Raw genomic sequence first — 16,644 nt, forward strand, 5'->3', positions numbered from 1 at the left:
GCTTACTGCGGATAAAGCGCTGGTAAGACGTTCTGCTGTTGCTTGGTTTTGCTGGATTTCACGTAGTTTTTATAAGCCGCTTGCAAGCTTCTCAGCAGGGCCTTGCCTTCTTGCCAAGTTGCTTGGTTAGGAGCCGAGGCAACGCTACGGTGGCCAAATCGACAGCTTAACAAATGGTTAATTTGGCTGGTTAGCGGCGGGTGAGCAAAATGCCGGCTAAGCTCGGTCAAATCATGGATAGGCTGGCCCAGTATCGAGTTTGCCCATGCACGCAGAGCTTGGTCTGTGGCCGCGGCTTGATTTGCTTGGCAGGCTTGCTGCAGTTGTTGCCATAAAGCACCACTTAGAGCGTGGCGATCAGAATCGCTGGTAGCGCTGGTGGCGTTAGTTTGCGGCTGGCGTGATTGACGCTGCTGGCGTCGCCAATAGCTAGCAAAAAGGCTAAGGGTTATCACCCAAAGACCGGCAAATAAAGCTGCTAACCAATACCACAGGCGGTTGTTTGGCGAACTACTCTGGGCAGACGCTGCTGGCCCTTGCTGATTCATCTCGGTAGCGCTTGAGGTTTGGCTGGGGGCCGAACTGACATCAGTAGGATTGCTTGAATATTCATTTACTGTGGCTGAATCATTCATGGCTACGCTAAAAGTGAGTTGGTCGGTACTAGCGACCTGCTGTTGCTGAGTGCGCGTGTTAAACCAAGGCAGCGTAAAAGAGGGCAGCTCTAGGGTACCGCCTTGGCGAGGAATAATGGCAATGGTTTGGCTACGCTGAGCGATTAGATTGCCGTTACGCACCGCTTGGTTGAGTTGGGGCGTTTCTGGATAGATGCTCACCCCAGCGATGTCGGGTAACTGCAACGCCGGCAATTGGTCGGGGCTTACTCCCATCGCTGTAGTACGTAGCGTTAAGGTAAGCGGCTGGCCTTGCTGTAACTGCTGTGCTGGGTCTATATCTGTTTCTAGAGTTAAGGTGACCAAATCAGCCGGTAGCCAGTCGCCTTGCCAACTACTCGGGATCTGCTGTACCAGTAGTTCAATCGGTTCCGCGCTGGCAGTTACCGGCTCGGTGGTGCTCATGGAAGAAAAAATAGAACGACCACTATCCTTGCTGATCAAACCCTCAAACATCGGCCCATTAAGGGTAAATTGGCCGGAGCGCTGTGGCGTGATCAAATAGGTTCGCTGGTACACCTGATAGCGTTTGCCATCAATAATTTCATAATTTTCTTGGTCTTGCCCAAATTGAGTGATTTCAGCATCGGTCAGCTCGGGGGCAATGAGATTACCGCTATGCAAATTAGCCGCTAAGTACAGTCGCGATACCAGTTTAAATTGTTGCTGCACATAAACCTGAGTGGATTCAACGCTGGTGCGAATAAAGGCTGGCTGGGATTCGCTTAGAGCATCCGCTTGATCACTAGCTAATAGCGTCAGTTCTATGGGTTGGCTGCTAACATCGCCAACACTCAAGGCTGGAATGGTCACGGTGCCGACCTGTTGTGGTGCCTGTAAACTAAACACGAAGGTAGTAGTGCGACTCATGTCACCATTAATCACTCGGGTACTACGAGAAGAACGCGAATTAACAATCCGGAACTGATTTAACTGTTGCTCGACATTTATTTCATCTTGGTCGATATCATCATTTACCGTAACTGTTAAGTTAAATAGCTGGCCTGCCAACACCGGATTTCTATCCACACTGGCAATCACCTCAGTAGGTTCGGCAAGGGCCTGGGGTAAGCTTAGTAAGCCTACGACCACGATGCTAGCTAGCATTAAAAGTTGACGAGATGTTACCACTCTTGCTGTACTCCTTTGGGTTTTCTATTGCCGCGGCGCTGTTGCGCTTCGCGTAGCATTTTATTGCGCAGTAGCACGGCTGGATCATCCTCAATGCGATTCAGCCATTGCTCCATTTGCTGCCGCTGTTCGTCGCTGACGTTTTGCTGTTGTTCCGCTGCAGATAAGGCTTGGGATTGCTCCTCGCCTTCTTGCTCAGCCTGCGGTTCGGTCTGTTCGGGCGTCGCCGCGTCTTCTTCTTGGGCTTGCTCGTCGGCGTCGGCTGGAGCTTGGTCCTCAGCGTCCGTGCTATCATTTTGCTCAGCTTGTTGGCCCTCGGCATCAGTATCGCTGCTGCTGCCCTCACCATCCTTTTGCTGTTGCTGGCCGGTGTTATTATCGCTGGACTGGTTGTCTTGCTGTTGTTCTTGTTGCTGTTGCAGGGCCTCGGCTAGCGCTTTATTTTCCTGTGCCTCTGGCCAGTCTGGGCGGCGTGTCAAAGCCGCAGCATAGCTGTTGGCTGCTTCTTGATAGCGGCCTAACTGCATCAGACTATTGCCTTGATTGTAAAAGCCTTCAGCGCTATCAACTTGGGAGAAATCAACCAAGGCTTGGTCATAATTGCCGGCGCGGTAATTTGCTGTACCCCGTTGCCAAGGGTCGGTCGCAGTCGCCGCCGCTTGTTCATAATCTTGTTGTTGTAGGGCTTGGTCCGCCTGTTGATAGGGCGTTTGCCACAGCTGTTGCCACTGTTGCAGCCATTGCTGTGTCGAAGCTGCTGGTACAGCCGAGTTTTGGTTGGACGAGCTCTGGTTCGATGAACTTTGGTTTGACGAGTTCTGGCCTGACGGGGTTTGGGCCAGCGCCGGGCTACTGGTTAAGCCGCTGAGCAGCACTAGACTGCCAGCTAGCATCAGTGTTTGGCTCACCAGCGCTAACCAGCTGCTGGATAAATTTTTGCCAGGTAAGGCTTGTAGAACCTGAGTTAAAGCTCCAGCTCGAGCGAGCGGCAGTAGCAGCAACGCTGCCACAACTAAGAGCCAGGGGCCGGCTTCTTGCCACTGGTCGCCGGCTTGACCTTCGGTGAGCTCACCGTCACGGCTCAAGGGCGGCTGACTACCTAGGTAATCAAGATCCTGTTGGTCACTGCGGATGATACTGAAGCGTCCCCCAGCACGTTTGGCCAGACTCTCCAAACGGCTGAATTGCACCGTGGGCACAACCACCGAGCCGCTACTATCGCGGTAAAGCTGGCCGGAAGGTAATTGAATGGGGGCGCCAGCTTCGGTGGCGACCGCTAAAATGCTTACGCGATGGCCACTGCTACTAATGAAGTTATAGATATCCTGTTGGTCGGCCGTTTGAATACCGTCGGTGACCCAATAAATGTCACCTTGCGGGTAGCCCGCTGCACGCAACAACTCATCGGCTTGACGCAAGCCGGCCAGCGGATTACTGCCAAGTTCTGGCATGATATCTGGGCTTAAGGCGCGAATTAAGTTCACTAGGTTACCGCCGTCATTGGTTAACGGACTAATTGTAAAGGCGTCACCAGCATACGCCACTAAGCCCACTTCGCCATCCAGCCGTTCGCGCACTAAATCAGTGACTTTAAAGCGCAACTGAGTGAGCCGATTGGGCGGCAAATCCGTGCTGTACATAGATAGCGACATATCTACCACCACCACACTGCCAGCATTCAACTGGTAAACCGGTTGTGGCAGCCGTTGCCAGGTAGGGCCAGCGAGTGCCAAGTTGATGCAGAGGAGGGCGAGTAACGCGCAATACAGCGGCCACACCTGGCGCTGTGCCGCGGCTTTGGGTAACAGCACCGGTTGTAAATGGGCTGGCAGTAACTGGTGCCAGCCACCACTTGCGCTACGCTGGCGCAGCCAAGTCCAAGCCAGTAGTGCCAGCGGAAGCAGTCCTAGTAACCACCAAGGGCGCAGAAGCTGAAATTCACTCATGGCGAGCTCCTGCTGCTGGTCTGAAACTACGTAGCAGCCAAGGGAGTAGGCCAGCGAGCAGCATCATTGCCCAGGCAAGCCCTAGCGGCCAAAAGAAAAGTGCTGTCTGTGGGCGCCGTTGCTGACTCTCTGCTTGAATGGGCTCGAACTCATCTAAGCGTTGGTAGATTTGCTCCAGCTCGCTGGTAGAGCGGGCGCGGAAATATTCCCCACCGGTGCTATTCGCTAAGTTGCGTAGCATATCCTCATCTAGGTCGCGGCTAGGATTAACGCGGCGTTGACCAAAATAACCTTCCACAATCACCTCTTCAGCACCCACCCCAATGGCATAAATTTTCACCCCATGATACTGCGCCAATTGTAGCGCTTGCTCTGGTGAGACATTACCCGCGGTATTTTGGCCGTCGGTGAGCAAAATGATGATTTTGTTCGACTGCTCGCGGGCAATAAAGCGTTTCACGCTCAACGCAATGGCATCACCAATAGCGGTACGTTCACCAATTAAACGTAGTTCGGCTTCATCTAATAGCTGTTTGATGCTGTCTCTATCGTAGCTCATGGGAGCTTGCACGTAAGCAGTATCAGCAAATAGGATCAAGCCAAGACGGTCCCCCACGCGGCGGGCAATAAAATCGCCCATCACATACTTAACCATGGTCAATCGATCGACTTGTTCACCTGCTATTTCCATGTCGGCAATTTCCATACTGCCGGATAAGTCGATAGCCAAAATCATTTCTCGCCCTTCGTTGCGCGCGCTCACCGGTTCACCTAACCACTGGGGTTGCATTAACGCCAGTACCAGCAGGGTCCAAATTAACCCGGCCAACCATTTACGCCAGCCCAGCCGCGAGTGGCGTTCAATCCTTGTGGTTGCTGTAACGGGTAGCACCGGCAGCCGCAATGCCACCAACGGTGGATGGGCAGCTGGTAGCAACCGCCACACCAACCACGGCAGCGGCCACAGTAGCGCAGCCCACCACCAAGCAAACTCAATCATGCTGGCCTCCTTGCACGGGTGCCGCTGAGCGTTTCGGCTTCGGTGGCAGTGCATGCTGCACCCAGAGCAGGGCAAAACGCTGATAGTCTGCCAATTGCCGAGGCGTTAAGGGAGCCTTTTGGTAGCTTAACTGTGGACCCTGTTGCAGCAACTCAGCCAGTTGTTGCTGGTGCCGTGGCGGTAATTGCTGGGCTAGAAATTGCCACCACAAAGGGCCCTGTAGAGCACCGATTTGCGAACGCGGGAAATAACCCAAGGCGGCTTGTTTTAGCTGCAAATTAAGTTGCCCTAAACTGTCTGCTGGGGATTGTTTTAATTGTTTTAAAGCGGCTCGTTGCGGCCGGCGGCGCTGCCACGCCCGCCAGCTCAGCCAGCTCACACTGATAAACACAACTAGAACCAATAGAGTTAGTACCCACCAACCCGGAGCTAAAGGCCACCAATGCGCAGCAGGTGCGGCCACGATGTCGTGCATGGTCTCTAATGGGTTGCCATTATCAAGCCAGATCATAGGCGTACTCCTGGCCATTGGGACTCCAGCGGTGTGGCGGCAGAAAACTGCCACAGCTCTAGCGCTTGTTGTTGAAACTGTTGGACCAACTGTTGCTGCCATGCGGCGGCAGCGTTAGCGTACTGTTGCTGCTGATGGGCTTGGTGTGGGTCAAACTGCCATTCCACCTGACCATCAGTGAGCGCTAGCTGTTCGGAAATTTGCGCTTGTGCCACGGCTTCGAGACTAAGCTCAAGGGGGTCGACTAACTGCATCGGAACTAACTGACAGTGGCGTTGTAGTGCCAACAAAGCTTGCACAGCCGCAGTATCTGCCGGCTGCTGACTATTCGTTAGCAAGCCCCGCCAGTCGCTGATTACGTACACTAAGGTGCCGGGTTTAGCGACCTGCAGGGTACGTTGTAGTAAATAGGGTAATACACTGGCGCGCTCTTGATGGGGTTGCTGCCAGTTCTGTAGCGCCTGATTTTGTGCGGTTACGAGCTGCTGGATGATGCGGGTCACTGCATGCTCGCGGGCTTGTGGCCGCAACTCAATATGCTGGGGTTGGTTCTGTGCCGAAGGCGTACTTGCCAGTAAGGCGCCGATACGATCGCCACGGGCAACGGCTAGCCATGCTAAGGCACTGGCTAGATGGCAAGCTTGTACCGATTTGAGTAACAATTGTGAGCCAAACTGCATGCTGTCACTAAAATCGACCACCAGCAACACCGGGCGTTCACGTTCCTCACGAAACAACTTGGTGTGTGGCGTACCAGTGCGAGCGGTGACGCGCCAATCAATGGCTCGAATATCATCGCCAGCTTGGTAATGACGAAATTCGTCGAACTCCATCCCGCGCCCTTTGACTTTGCTCAGCAAGGCACCACTGCGACCTGGCTTCAACCGTGGCCGCAAGCGCGCTAGAGCTGCAGCTTTACTGCGGTAGTACATCAGCTCGTGGGCTGCTACCTTAACCCCGTCGCTGTGCCATTGTGCTAACCAAGTAGCGGCCGTTTCATGCATGCTGTTAGCCATTAAGGTGCTGGGACTAGCTCAATAATTTTGCTCAATACAGTATCAGCATCGATACCATCAGCTTCCGCTTGATAACTCAAAATGATACGGTGCCTTAACACATGAGCAAACACATAATGAATATCATCAGGGGTCACAAAGTCACGTTGGTTTAACCAAGCTCTAGCTCTTGCACAACGGTCGAGGGCAATGGTGGCACGAGGACTAGCGCCGTAACTCAGCCAGCGGGCTAAATCCGCTGAATAAAAATCTGGGGTGCGGGTGGCAATAATCAGTTGTACTAAATATTCTTCAACGCTGTCGTCCATATAAATTTCTAGGACTTCACGACGGGCCGCAAAAATATCCGCTTGCGTGACGGGGCTTGGCATACTTGCTTGCCCCTCGAGTTCTTCGCCGCGCGTCAGGCGCAAAATATCACGCTCGACCGCAGCATTGGGATAATCCAAGTTGAGTTGCATTAAAAAGCGATCCAGCTGTGCCTCTGGCAGCGGGTAGGTGCCTTCTTGTTCAAGCGGGTTCTGGGTAGCCAGCACCATAAACAGCGGCGGCAGCTTGTAAGTGGTTTGCCCCACGGTAATTTGCCGCTCGGCCATAGCCTCTAATAAAGCTGATTGTACTTTCGCTGGGGCGCGGTTAATTTCATCTGCTAGAATGATGTTATGAAACAGCGGTCCCTGCTGAAACTCAAAGCTACCGGTTTCGGCGCGATAGATGTCGGTGCCAGTTAAATCCGCAGGCAATAAGTCAGGAGTGAACTGCACCCGGTGAAAGCTACCTTCAATCCCGGTGGCTAAGGCATTAACCGCACGGGTCTTGGCCAACCCTGGTGGGCCTTCAACCAATAGGTGGCCATCGGCTAAAATGGCAATGAGTAGGCCCTCAGTAAATTCGGGCTGGCCGATAACTTGACTATTAAGATAGGCGTGCAAGGCTTGGAACTGTTCGGCTGCCATTCTGATCCTCTTCTGTTACTCGAGCTGTTGTAGCAAGAACTGGGCTGTATGGTCGCTGTGATACCGCGGTGACGATTGATAGCTACTGTGCATGATACTATCAGTTACTAGTGTAAGTTGAGACTTTACCTAAAACAACGGTTTAAATCTCGAGCAAGACCCGCTAAAATTTGTAACCATCTATGAGGTCAGACCAGCTTAGGTTGTGACCATGATACAGCAACAGAGGAATAACACATGGTCGCACGTCAGAATCTGACCACGGCACAGGGCGAACGGATTGCTATCGTAGCAGGCCTACGGACGCCATTTGCTAAGCAAGCCACCTATTTTCATGGCGTTCCGGCGCTGGATATGGGCAAAATGGTGGTACAAGAGTTACTTAATAAATACAGCTTAGACCCGCGTGAAGTTGAACTTTTAGTGTACGGTCAAGTGGTGCAAATGCCTAAGGCGCCTAACATCGCACGCGAAATAGTGTTAGGCACAAGTTTGCCGGTAACCACCGATGCCTACAGCGTGTCACGGGCTTGTGCGACCAGTTTCCAAACCACCGTTAATGTTTTAGAAAGTATGATGGCCGGCAATACCACCGTAGGCATCGCCGGTGGCGCGGATTCGTCATCAGTACTGCCGATTGGCGCCTCACGGGCGTTAGCCCATGCGCTGGTTGATTTAAACAAAGCGCGCAGTCTTGGTCAGCGCCTCGCCATTTTGCGCAAGCTGCGGTTGAAGGATTTACTCCCAGTGCCGCCAGCTATTGCCGAGTACAGTACTAACCTAAGTATGGGTGATACTGCCGAGCAGATGGCCAAGACCCATGGCATCAGTCGTGCTGATCAAGACGCGCTAGCTCACCGTTCGCATACCTTGGCGCATCAAGCGTGGCAGTCAGGTGTGTTAGATAACGAAGTGATGACCGCTTATGCTGAGCCATACAAAGATTTCTTAAAGCGTGATAACACCATTCGCTCAGACTCTAAATTAGAGAGCTACGCTAAGTTGCGGCCAGTGTTTGATAAAAAGCACGGGTCAGTTACTGCGGCCAACAGCACTGCCTTAACTGATGGTGCCAGTGCTATTTTAATGATGACAGAAAGCAAAGCTAAGGCGTTGGGCTACGACATCCTTGGTTACATTCGTAGTTATGCCTTTAGCGCCATTGATGTTTGGCAAGACATGCTGATGGGACCCTCTTACGCTACTCCTATCGCGCTAGATAGAGCGGGCATGAAGTTATCGGATCTTACTTTGATTGAAATGCATGAAGCTTTTGCGGCACAGACCTTGGCAAACATGAAGATGTTTGCCAGCACCAAGTTTGCCCAAGAAAAGCTGGGCCGTAGTGAAGCCATCGGCGAGATTGATATGGATAAGTTTAATGTGTTGGGTGGCTCCCTAGCTTATGGCCATCCGTTTGCGGCAACGGGCACGCGCTTGATTACGCAAACTTTAAATGAATTAAAACGTCGTGGTGGCGGGGTTGGTTTAACCACCGCATGTGCTGCTGGTGGCTTGGGTGCTGCGATGATTGTGGAGACCGAATAATGACAACAGATAACAACCGAGCTTTTACTTTAGAGCTACGCGACGACCATGTGGCGGTTATCCATATCGATGTTCCTGGCGAATCGATGAACACCTTAAAAGCTTCTTTTGCTGATGAGGTAGCTCATGTACTGAATCAGTTGGAGCAGCACCAAGATTTACGCGGGGTGGTGCTGATCAGTGATAAGCCAGGCTCCTTTGTGGCCGGTGCTGATATAAGCATGATTGATGCCTGCACCAATGCTGCCGATGCGGAAAGTTTAGCGCGCCAAGGGCAGGCTATGTTTGACCGAATTGAGCAGTTAGCGGTGCCGGTGGTGGCAGCCATTGATGGTGCTTGTTTAGGTGGTGGGTTAGAACTTGCGTTAGCCTGTCATTATCGGATTGCGACGGACAATAACCGCACTGTGATTGGCTTACCTGAAGTGCAGTTAGGGCTGTTGCCAGGCTCAGGTGGGACCCAACGGTTACCACGTCTGATTGGTATTCAAAAAGCCCTACCATTAATTTTGGCTGGCAAGCAATTACGTGCCAAACAAGCCCGTAAACTCGGGATTGTTGATGATGTCGTACCTGCGAGTATCTTATTGGATGCAGCGGTCGAGAAGGCACTGGCGAGCAAGGCAAAAGTGCGCAAAGTTAAGCTAAAAGGTGTCAGCAAAGTGCTGGAAGGCACCTCGTTCGGGCGTAATTTCATGTTTAAAAAGGCGCGCGAACAAGCTCAAGCAAAAGCAAAAGGTAACTACCCGGCGCTCGATAAAATCATTGATACCTTAGCCTGTGGTGCCAGCAAGGGCTTTCAAGCAGGCTTAGCCTATGAGGCCAAGCAATTTGGTGAACTGGCAATGACGCCGGAATCCAAAGAGCTACGGCAGATTTTTTTCGCCACCACGGCGATGAAGAAAGAAACCGGTGCGGGCGATACCAAGCCACGTGCTATTCAGCGAGTTGGCGTGCTTGGTGGTGGGTTAATGGGCGGTGGTATTGCTTATGTCACGGCCGCTAAAGCGAAACTACCGGCACGCATTAAAGACATCAACGAACAAGGGATTGTGCATGCGTTGAAGTACAGCTACGACCTGCTTAATAGTAAAGTAAAGCGCAAGCACATGACCCGGACAGAATTAGAAGCGACCATGCTGAGCCTGAGCGGTACCCTTGATTACAGCGGCTTTGACAAGGTTGATGTGGTGATTGAGGCGGTCTTTGAAGATCTTGGCTTAAAGCAACAGATGGTGGCCGATGTAGAAGCCGCTGGCAATCCGCACACCATTTTTGCAACCAATACGTCAAGCTTACCTATTACGCAAATTGCTGCAAAAGCAGAGCGCCCAGAAAATGTGATTGGTCTGCATTATTTCTCGCCGGTAGATAAGATGCCGTTGGCAGAAATTATTACCCATGAGCGTACCTCAGCAGAAACCATTGCGACCACCGTTGCCTTGGCTAAAAAGCAAGGTAAAACCCCGATTGTGGTCAAAGACGGTGCTGGTTTTTACGTCAATCGTATTTTAGCCCCGTACATGAACGAAGCTGCGCGCCTGGTGTTAGCGGGTGAGCCGATCGACGTGGTAGATAAAGCGCTGGTTAAGTTTGGCTTCCCGGTCGGGCCGATGAAACTGATGGATGAAGTAGGGATTGATGTGGCTGCCAAAGTCGCACCTATTTTGGCGAATGAGCTTGGCGATCGATTCCAAGCCCCAGAGGCTTTTAGCAAATTGCTGGATGATGAACGCAAGGGTAAGAAAAACAAAAAGGGCTTTTACGACTACCAAGGTAAGCAAGCGGGCAAGCAGGTGGATAGCTCGGTGTATAGCTTGTTAGGCGTAACCGCAGCAAGCCAAATGAGTGCTGACGAGATTGCCCAGCGTACAGTGTTGCTGATGCTCAATGAGGCCGCGTACTGTTTAGACGAAGGCATCATAAGCTGTGCTCGTGATGGTGATATTGGTGCCATTTTTGGTATCGGTTTCCCGCCTTTCCGTGGCGGCCCGTTCCGTTATATGGACGCGCTAGGCATTGCTGAGGTGGTGAGTCGTTTGCAAGCTTACCAACAGCAACATGGCGAACGCTATCAACCAGCGCCATTATTGGTTAAAATGGCAACAAATAACGAGCGCTTTTATTAAGCGCTCGTAGACTTGTAGTAGGGGGTTGTTATGTTAGTGGCGCTGTGTTGTTTAGGGTCGGCGTTAACTTTGTATGTGCAAGCATTAACACACGCGATGGGAGCGAAACGTTGGGGCCTGCTAGGGTTGCTGTTCGGGCCCTTGATAGTGCCGATGTTTATCACTCACAAGCGGCTGCGTCTGCGCCAAGCACGTGGCGATGCTAATGTATTGATGCAGGTACGCTAATATGTGCGGCAAAGGCATCACTGCTAAGCGGCTCGGCAAATAAAAACCCCTGTGCATATTCGCAGCTTAAGTGGCTTAACGTGGCTGCTTGAGCTGCGTCTACAACGCCTTCGGCAACCACATCTAAACCTAAATTGTGAGCCATAGCGACAATGGAGGCGACCATATTGCGGTCGCGCTCAGCACCATTGATGTCATCCACAAAGGCTTTATCAATCTTTAATGTTTGAATCGGGAAACGCTTCAAATAGGCCAACGACGAATAGCCGGTGCCAAAATCATCGAGGGCGAGATGAATCCCCTGTTGATGTAACTCGGTCATGATAGCAATGGCACGCTCGGGATCTTCCATCACCACCCCTTCGGTAATTTCTAACTCCAGATGCTGTGGTGCTAAACCTTCTTCTTTGAGAATGGTCATGATGGTCTCGGTAAGATTGGGTTGCACAAATTGCTTGGCAGATAAATTCACCGCTACTCGGCCTTGCACCAAGCCTTGTTCTACCCAGAGTCGCATATCACGACAGGTTTGTCGCAGCACTTGCTCACCCATCTCAATGATAAGGCCGGTTTCTTCGGCTAACGGAATGAACTCGCTAGGGCTAAGGGGACCATGGCCAGGGATGTTCATGCGGACTAAGGCTTCTAATCCTACAAATTGATAATCCACTAACGACACTTTAGGCTGGTACAGTACTTGCAAATGCTTATGGCGTAGCGCAAAACGCAGTTGGTTTTCTACTTGCAGACGCCGTACCGCAGTTTTGTTCATGGATTCGTTAAAGAACTGATAGTTATGGCCGCCGCGACTCTTGGCATGGTACATGGCGGTATCGGCATTCTGTAGTAACTCTTGCGAGGAGTTACCATCGCTTGGGTAAACCACAATTCCTATGGATGTGCCCACCACGATATCTTGCTGTTGAATATGAAAGGGCTGGCTCATGGCATGCAGGATCTGATTAGCGATATCGGTGGTGGTGCTCATGTTCCAGGTGTCTTCTAGCAATAGCACAAATTCGTCGCCACCGAGGCGATAGAAAGTATCTTGCGGGCGTCCTACTTGCGCAATGCGCTCAGCTACTTGTAGCAGCAGCTCGTCACCTAGATCGTGACCTAGCGAATCGTTAATCTTCTTAAAATCATCGAGATCGAAAAGCACTAAAGCGTGACCAATACGCTTACGCACTAAATTGGCATGGCTGACTTGAAAATAGGAGCGGTTAGGTAGCCCGGTGAGGGTATCGGTGTTAGACAGCCGGCGCAACTCGCGCTCGGTTTGTTTGCGTTCGCTGATGTCTGCAAAGGTCGCCACGTAATGGGAAATCTGACTGCTATCGTCGTAGATGGCATCAATGGTTAATTCAATCTGATACAAACTGCCGTCACTGCGCAGATCTTCAACTTCACCGTGCCAACTACCATACTGTTGCAAGGTGCGTTTTATTTGGTTGACGTAATCGTCGCTATAGAGCTGCAGTTGAAGTGGTCGCCCGAGCATTTGTTGGCGACTAAAGCCGGTGATCTTGGTCACCGATTGGTTGGCCTCAACGACGGCAAAAGTATGGTCATAAATGCACACACCATCGGAAATATTGGTGATGGAGGTGGCTAGCATTTTTAAGCGTTCTTCAGCTAGAACTAACGGGGTGATATCTTTCATGGTACCGGTCATCCGCAGAGCCTGCTGCTGCTCATTGCGTTCCACCACTTTACCTCGATCTAGTACGGACACCCAGCCATCTTCAGCCTGAACTCGGTAAGTGACTTCAAAAAACTGGGTGTGTCCATCTAAGTGCTGATTCAACGCCTGCTGTAAATTCGCGAGGTCTTGTGGATGAACATTGCTGGGGCTGCCCGGTTCACCGGTACGAATATAATCAATCGGAAACGCACTGACTTGGCGCCAGGTGTTATGTCGATGAATCACTCCAGCTGCAATATCCCAGTCCCATAATTGATCACCGCTCCCCCACAAGCTTAACTTCAGCCGCTCTTCGCTTTGTTGCAGTTGGCGCATGGCACGGTGGCGCGCCCGTACGATGAAGAATAGGGCGATGATACCGGCGCCACCTAATAGCGCATACATGCTTAAGGCCCAGGGTGAAAGCCAAGCCGGGGCGGCAACTTCTACCGCTAACTGGCGCTGCCCCAGCCAGGTGGTGCCGTCGTAGGAAGCTTCAATCATAAATAGATAATGACCAAAGGCTAGATTGGTGTAGGTGGCACGACGATATTGATGGTCGGTGTAAATCCAGTCAAGGTCGGCTCCTTGCATTTTATAGCGGTAATACAGTTGCCGAGCATTAGGTGCATAGGGCGCCCCAAACTCAATGCTGATGGGGCTCTCGAGCACAGGTAGGAATAGCGTTTGGGTATTGTAAAGTTGAGCGCGGTTACGACTATCTAATTGTTCAGCTTGAATGGGTTGATTGGCAATGCGCAGGCTGATGAGCTCAACTTGCCAATCACTGCTGGTCGGTGACTGGGCTGCATAAGTTGCTATATAAGTTGTTGCATGAGTTTTGGCAAATAATGACGGTAGCATTAGCAGCGTAGCCGCACAGGTTAACGTTATAACAAACGCTAACAGAGCATTGCCACCAGTAGCACCACCTTGACTCCGAAAATGCACGTTATTCCCCAATGGGTTGGCTGTTTTATAAAGCAGCTCTTCTTGTTCTTAAGAGATAAACAAATTAAACAATTTATGCCGAGCTGTCAAAGCTCTGTGGATGGCTAACTAGAAACATCTGTTGTGTTGGGTTGTTAATTAACCGTTGGTATTCCGCTTGAATGTCCCTCAAGGTTAAGCTCGCTAAATTCGTTGCTATGACTTGTAATCTTGAGAAATTTTCATCTTGTTGAGTTATAGAGCTCCACAACCTTTGACTTCGCGCACGCAGAGATGCGTCATTCTCAGTGAGTTGTTGGGTTATAGCCCGCTGCGCCTTGCTGAATTCAGTGCTATCAATGTGTGTTAATTGCTCAGCAAACACTTGTAAATAATCATTCATGGCTTGTTGTAAGTGCTGATACGGATACTTGGTGGATTGTACGTAGAGCATCAGATGCGGCACCTGTTGCAGTGGCATGTAACTGCTACCCACCAGATAACCTAGCTGTTGCTCAGTGCGTAAAGCACTAAACAAGCGCGGGTTCAGAAAATATTGCAACAGCATAAAGCTGGCCTGGGCCTGAGTGGTGTTTGAGCTATTTTGCAGCACCGCCAGCAGTGCATGATCTTGATGCTGAGTAACTAGCGCTGGCGTGGGGTCTAGTTGGGCAAACTTGTAAGGCGTTAAATTTGCGCGCTGCATTTGTGTTGCTAGGGGCAGCTGTTGCAATTGTTGCAGCACCGATTGCAACTGTTCAGGACGCAGATCACCATGACTAAAGAGTTCGACGCTGGCTTGGCTAAACATTTGCTGGGCTGCATCAATGAAGGTCGGAAAATCGCTAGCTTCTAATTGTTTGGCTAAATCTTGCACCGAAAAAGTATGGGGCTGTAACTGCACGTTCAGATGGGTGAAGAGTAAATTCAGTGGTTTATGCAGCAAGGCTTGGCGCCAGTTAGTGATCAGGCGTTGGCGCAAATTAGCCCAGCGTTGCGACACGAGTAATTGTGCATTCGAGCTGCTGGTTGCTTGGTGCAAATAACCCAAAATATCCTGCAGTAATTGCGGCACGTACTGTGCGGGCCCAGATACATGCAAGGTTAGCCCTTGCTGTTGCGGGTATAAATTAAAATTAAGCCCAGCAATTTCCGCATCGTAGCATTCTTCATTGAGCACATCGAGCATCAGCTCACACCATAAGCGGGCGTTCGCAAAATGCTGCGCAGACTGGATCACTTGGGGCAGATAAAAGCCACAATAAACATGAGCTTTGGGTTGCTTAAAACTGGTATCGGTTAAATGCCAATGCTGCAATGCCGACGTAACTTGCTGACAATCAGGCTGCAACGGCCGCTTAGAGTCGGTCTCAGTTGGAGGATGTTGTAACTGCCAAGGCGTGCTCAAATAGGGATTCGCTTGCGGTAATTGCGCCGTTATCGGCGCCGGCTGAGCAAAGCGTTGATGTTGTGCAGGTGTCAACGCAGCGACGCGGTAATGAGTTCCGTAAATAGGTTCAACCTGATCGGTCTCAAGCTGCTGATGAATCAAGGTTACTCGCATGTTGTGCGAGTTCATCAAGGCCAAAAAGCTGCGGATTTTCGGTAAAAACAAACCATCCATGCGGTAGTCACCAAAAATAATATCTTCAGCGCAGTAGTGATGTAAATTAATGGCTAGCTGAGGTGCAATATCGCTTAACTTCGCTGGCTCTTGGTAATTGAAGGCGTTCATGACGCTCACTCGGCGTTCGTTGTAGCGCCAAGCTTGTAATCCGTCGTTGGCAATCAGCTGCAGATAACTGAACACAGCTGCAATAATATCATCAATGTGGGTTAACCCTTGGTTGGTTAGCTGCATGTTGATATTAAAATCTTTGAAATTACCGCCGCTAATCCCACCGCCGGCGGCTAACGAGTTCACCCAATTATGTTCGCGCAAATAGCTCAGCAGACTTTGTTGCCCTTCATAGCCCAGTAGATGAGCCAAAAAGCTGGTGGTTTTATTAGCATAATCGTCATCGATACCGGGCAGGGCAAAGGTTAAAATCAGCCGTTGGGCTTCTTTAAGTGGCTTCACTTGAACCATCAGCCCCAGCTGTTCTGCTTCATAAAGCGGCTCGTCTAGCAGTAACGCATCGGCGCACCCAGTTGGAATACGGCTACCGTGAAGCTCAGCAAGCTGTTGTAATTCAGCTAAGGATTGTGGCCCACACAGCACTAGGGTCATACGCTTGGCACAATACCAGCGCTTAAAGAATTGCTGCAAAGCAGCGCTGAGCGGTTGCTCTTTGGTATTGGTAAGGGTACTTAGGTTGCCTACTGAAAACTTGGTAAAAGGATGCTTAGGGTTGGCCGTGGCCTTGTGCACTTGATACAAACGGCGCAATTCATCGTTTCGCTTTAGGTGAAATTCAGCTTCAATCGATTGCAGTTCTTTTTCGACCCAATCTTGCTGCAACAAGGGCTCATAGAAAAAGCGCATGAAACGATCTAACGCGGGGGCAAAATACTGCTGATTGACGCTGAAGTAATAATTGCTGTATTCGGTGCCAGTCCAAGCATTATGGCTACCGCCGTGGGCGCTGATATACGACTGAAAACCTTGGGCATCAGGATAGCCCTCAGTCCCTAAAAATAACATGTGCTCAAGTAAATGGGCTAGGCCTTGCGTGGCCTGAGGATCGTGAAAATGACCTACCCCTACAGCTAGTGCTGCACTGCTTTGGTTGGCTGTCTGATCATGCACCAACACACAACGTAATTGGTTGGGTAGTTCAATGATCTGATAGCTACGAGTATCTGCCGGACTTTTGATGATAGCACTATCATCTAAAATAAGGCGTGTCTCAGTGGTTGTAGGCTGCAATGGTGTTGTCATCCCTCACCTT

General features: G+C 50.9%; 11 protein-coding genes. 3 read left to right on the forward strand and 8 right to left on the reverse strand.

The genetic code is table 11. The features are described from left to right. Positions 1–2: 2 nt before the first annotated feature. From AB8S08_RS03695 to AB8S08_RS03720, 6 genes are read right to left on the reverse strand one after another with little or no spacing between them, the layout of a single operon-like run. Entirely contained in the window at positions 3–1,805 is a 1,803-nt protein-coding gene (locus tag AB8S08_RS03695) for a BatD family protein (protein WP_369743685.1), read from the reverse strand. Next, positions 1,799–3,751 carry a VWA domain-containing protein gene (locus tag AB8S08_RS03700; protein ID WP_369743686.1) on the reverse strand — a complete coding sequence of 651 codons (1,953 nt, stop codon included), beginning with the start codon at positions 3,749–3,751 and terminating at the stop codon, positions 1,799–1,801. The genes AB8S08_RS03695 and AB8S08_RS03700 overlap by 7 nt, the downstream gene beginning before the upstream one ends. Further along, positions 3,744–4,751: a VWA domain-containing protein gene (locus tag AB8S08_RS03705; protein WP_369743688.1), complete on the reverse strand. Its 1,008-nt coding sequence runs from the start codon at positions 4,749–4,751 to the stop codon at positions 3,744–3,746. The genes AB8S08_RS03700 and AB8S08_RS03705 overlap by 8 nt, the downstream gene beginning before the upstream one ends. Continuing rightward, a complete protein-coding gene (locus tag AB8S08_RS03710) occupies positions 4,744–5,262 on the reverse strand; it encodes a DUF4381 domain-containing protein (RefSeq protein ID WP_369743690.1) in 519 nt (172 codons plus the stop codon). The genes AB8S08_RS03705 and AB8S08_RS03710 overlap by 8 nt, the downstream gene beginning before the upstream one ends. Further along, a complete protein-coding gene (locus AB8S08_RS03715; RefSeq protein WP_369743691.1) occupies positions 5,259–6,266 on the reverse strand; it encodes a DUF58 domain-containing protein in 1,008 nt (335 codons plus the stop codon). The genes AB8S08_RS03710 and AB8S08_RS03715 overlap by 4 nt, the downstream gene beginning before the upstream one ends. A gap of 11 nt (positions 6,267–6,277) precedes the next feature. After that, positions 6,278–7,234 carry a MoxR family ATPase gene (locus tag AB8S08_RS03720; RefSeq protein ID WP_110074820.1) on the reverse strand — a complete coding sequence of 319 codons (957 nt, stop codon included), beginning with the start codon at positions 7,232–7,234 and terminating at the stop codon, positions 6,278–6,280. 237 nt (positions 7,235–7,471) lie between these two features. Between AB8S08_RS03720 and fadI the strand changes: the two genes are divergently transcribed. Genes fadI through AB8S08_RS03735 form a run of 3 tightly spaced genes read left to right on the forward strand, consistent with a single transcriptional unit; the run spans position 7,472 to position 11,139 of the window. After that, a complete protein-coding gene (gene fadI, locus AB8S08_RS03725) occupies positions 7,472–8,782 on the forward strand; it encodes an acetyl-CoA C-acyltransferase FadI (protein ID WP_369743693.1) in 1,311 nt (436 codons plus the stop codon). Then, positions 8,782–10,911, forward strand: a complete 2,130-nt coding sequence (fadJ, locus tag AB8S08_RS03730; protein ID WP_369743695.1) for a fatty acid oxidation complex subunit alpha FadJ — start codon at positions 8,782–8,784, stop codon at positions 10,909–10,911. The genes fadI and fadJ overlap by 1 nt, the downstream gene beginning before the upstream one ends. Positions 10,912–10,941: 30 nt before the next feature. Beyond that, a complete protein-coding gene (locus tag AB8S08_RS03735; RefSeq protein WP_110074817.1) occupies positions 10,942–11,139 on the forward strand; it encodes a hypothetical protein in 198 nt (65 codons plus the stop codon). Here AB8S08_RS03735 and AB8S08_RS03740 read toward each other — a convergent pair. Then, entirely contained in the window at positions 11,114–13,774 is a 2,661-nt protein-coding gene (locus AB8S08_RS03740) for an EAL domain-containing protein (RefSeq protein WP_369743697.1), read from the reverse strand. The two genes, AB8S08_RS03735 and AB8S08_RS03740, sit on opposite strands and share 26 nt — an antisense overlap. A gap of 73 nt (positions 13,775–13,847) precedes the next feature. After that, entirely contained in the window at positions 13,848–16,634 is a 2,787-nt protein-coding gene (locus AB8S08_RS03745) for an insulinase family protein (protein ID WP_369743698.1), read from the reverse strand. Positions 16,635–16,644 lie beyond the last annotated feature (10 nt).

The sequence above is a fragment of the Pseudidiomarina sp. PP-1MA genome (assembly GCF_041200125.1).
Lineage (GTDB): Bacteria > Pseudomonadota > Gammaproteobacteria > Enterobacterales > Alteromonadaceae > Pseudidiomarina > Pseudidiomarina fusca.

Excerpts from the sequence above, each read along its gene's own strand:
- fadI (WP_369743693.1), top strand. The coding sequence starts at position 7,472 with ATGGTCGCACGTCAGAATCTGACCACGGCACAGGGCGAACGGATTGCT.
- AB8S08_RS03710 (WP_369743690.1), bottom strand. The coding sequence starts at position 5,262 with ATGATCTGGCTTGATAATGGCAACCCATTAGAGACCATGCACGACATC.
- AB8S08_RS03705 (WP_369743688.1), bottom strand. The coding sequence starts at position 4,751 with ATGATTGAGTTTGCTTGGTGGTGGGCTGCGCTACTGTGGCCGCTGCCG.
- AB8S08_RS03700 (WP_369743686.1), bottom strand. The coding sequence starts at position 3,751 with ATGAGTGAATTTCAGCTTCTGCGCCCTTGGTGGTTACTAGGACTGCTT.
- AB8S08_RS03720 (WP_110074820.1), bottom strand. The coding sequence starts at position 7,234 with ATGGCAGCCGAACAGTTCCAAGCCTTGCACGCCTATCTTAATAGTCAA.
- AB8S08_RS03745 (WP_369743698.1), bottom strand. The coding sequence starts at position 16,634 with ATGACAACACCATTGCAGCCTACAACCACTGAGACACGCCTTATTTTA.
- fadJ (WP_369743695.1), top strand. The coding sequence starts at position 8,782 with ATGACAACAGATAACAACCGAGCTTTTACTTTAGAGCTACGCGACGAC.
- AB8S08_RS03715 (WP_369743691.1), bottom strand. The coding sequence starts at position 6,266 with ATGCATGAAACGGCCGCTACTTGGTTAGCACAATGGCACAGCGACGGG.
- AB8S08_RS03735 (WP_110074817.1), top strand. The coding sequence starts at position 10,942 with ATGTTAGTGGCGCTGTGTTGTTTAGGGTCGGCGTTAACTTTGTATGTG.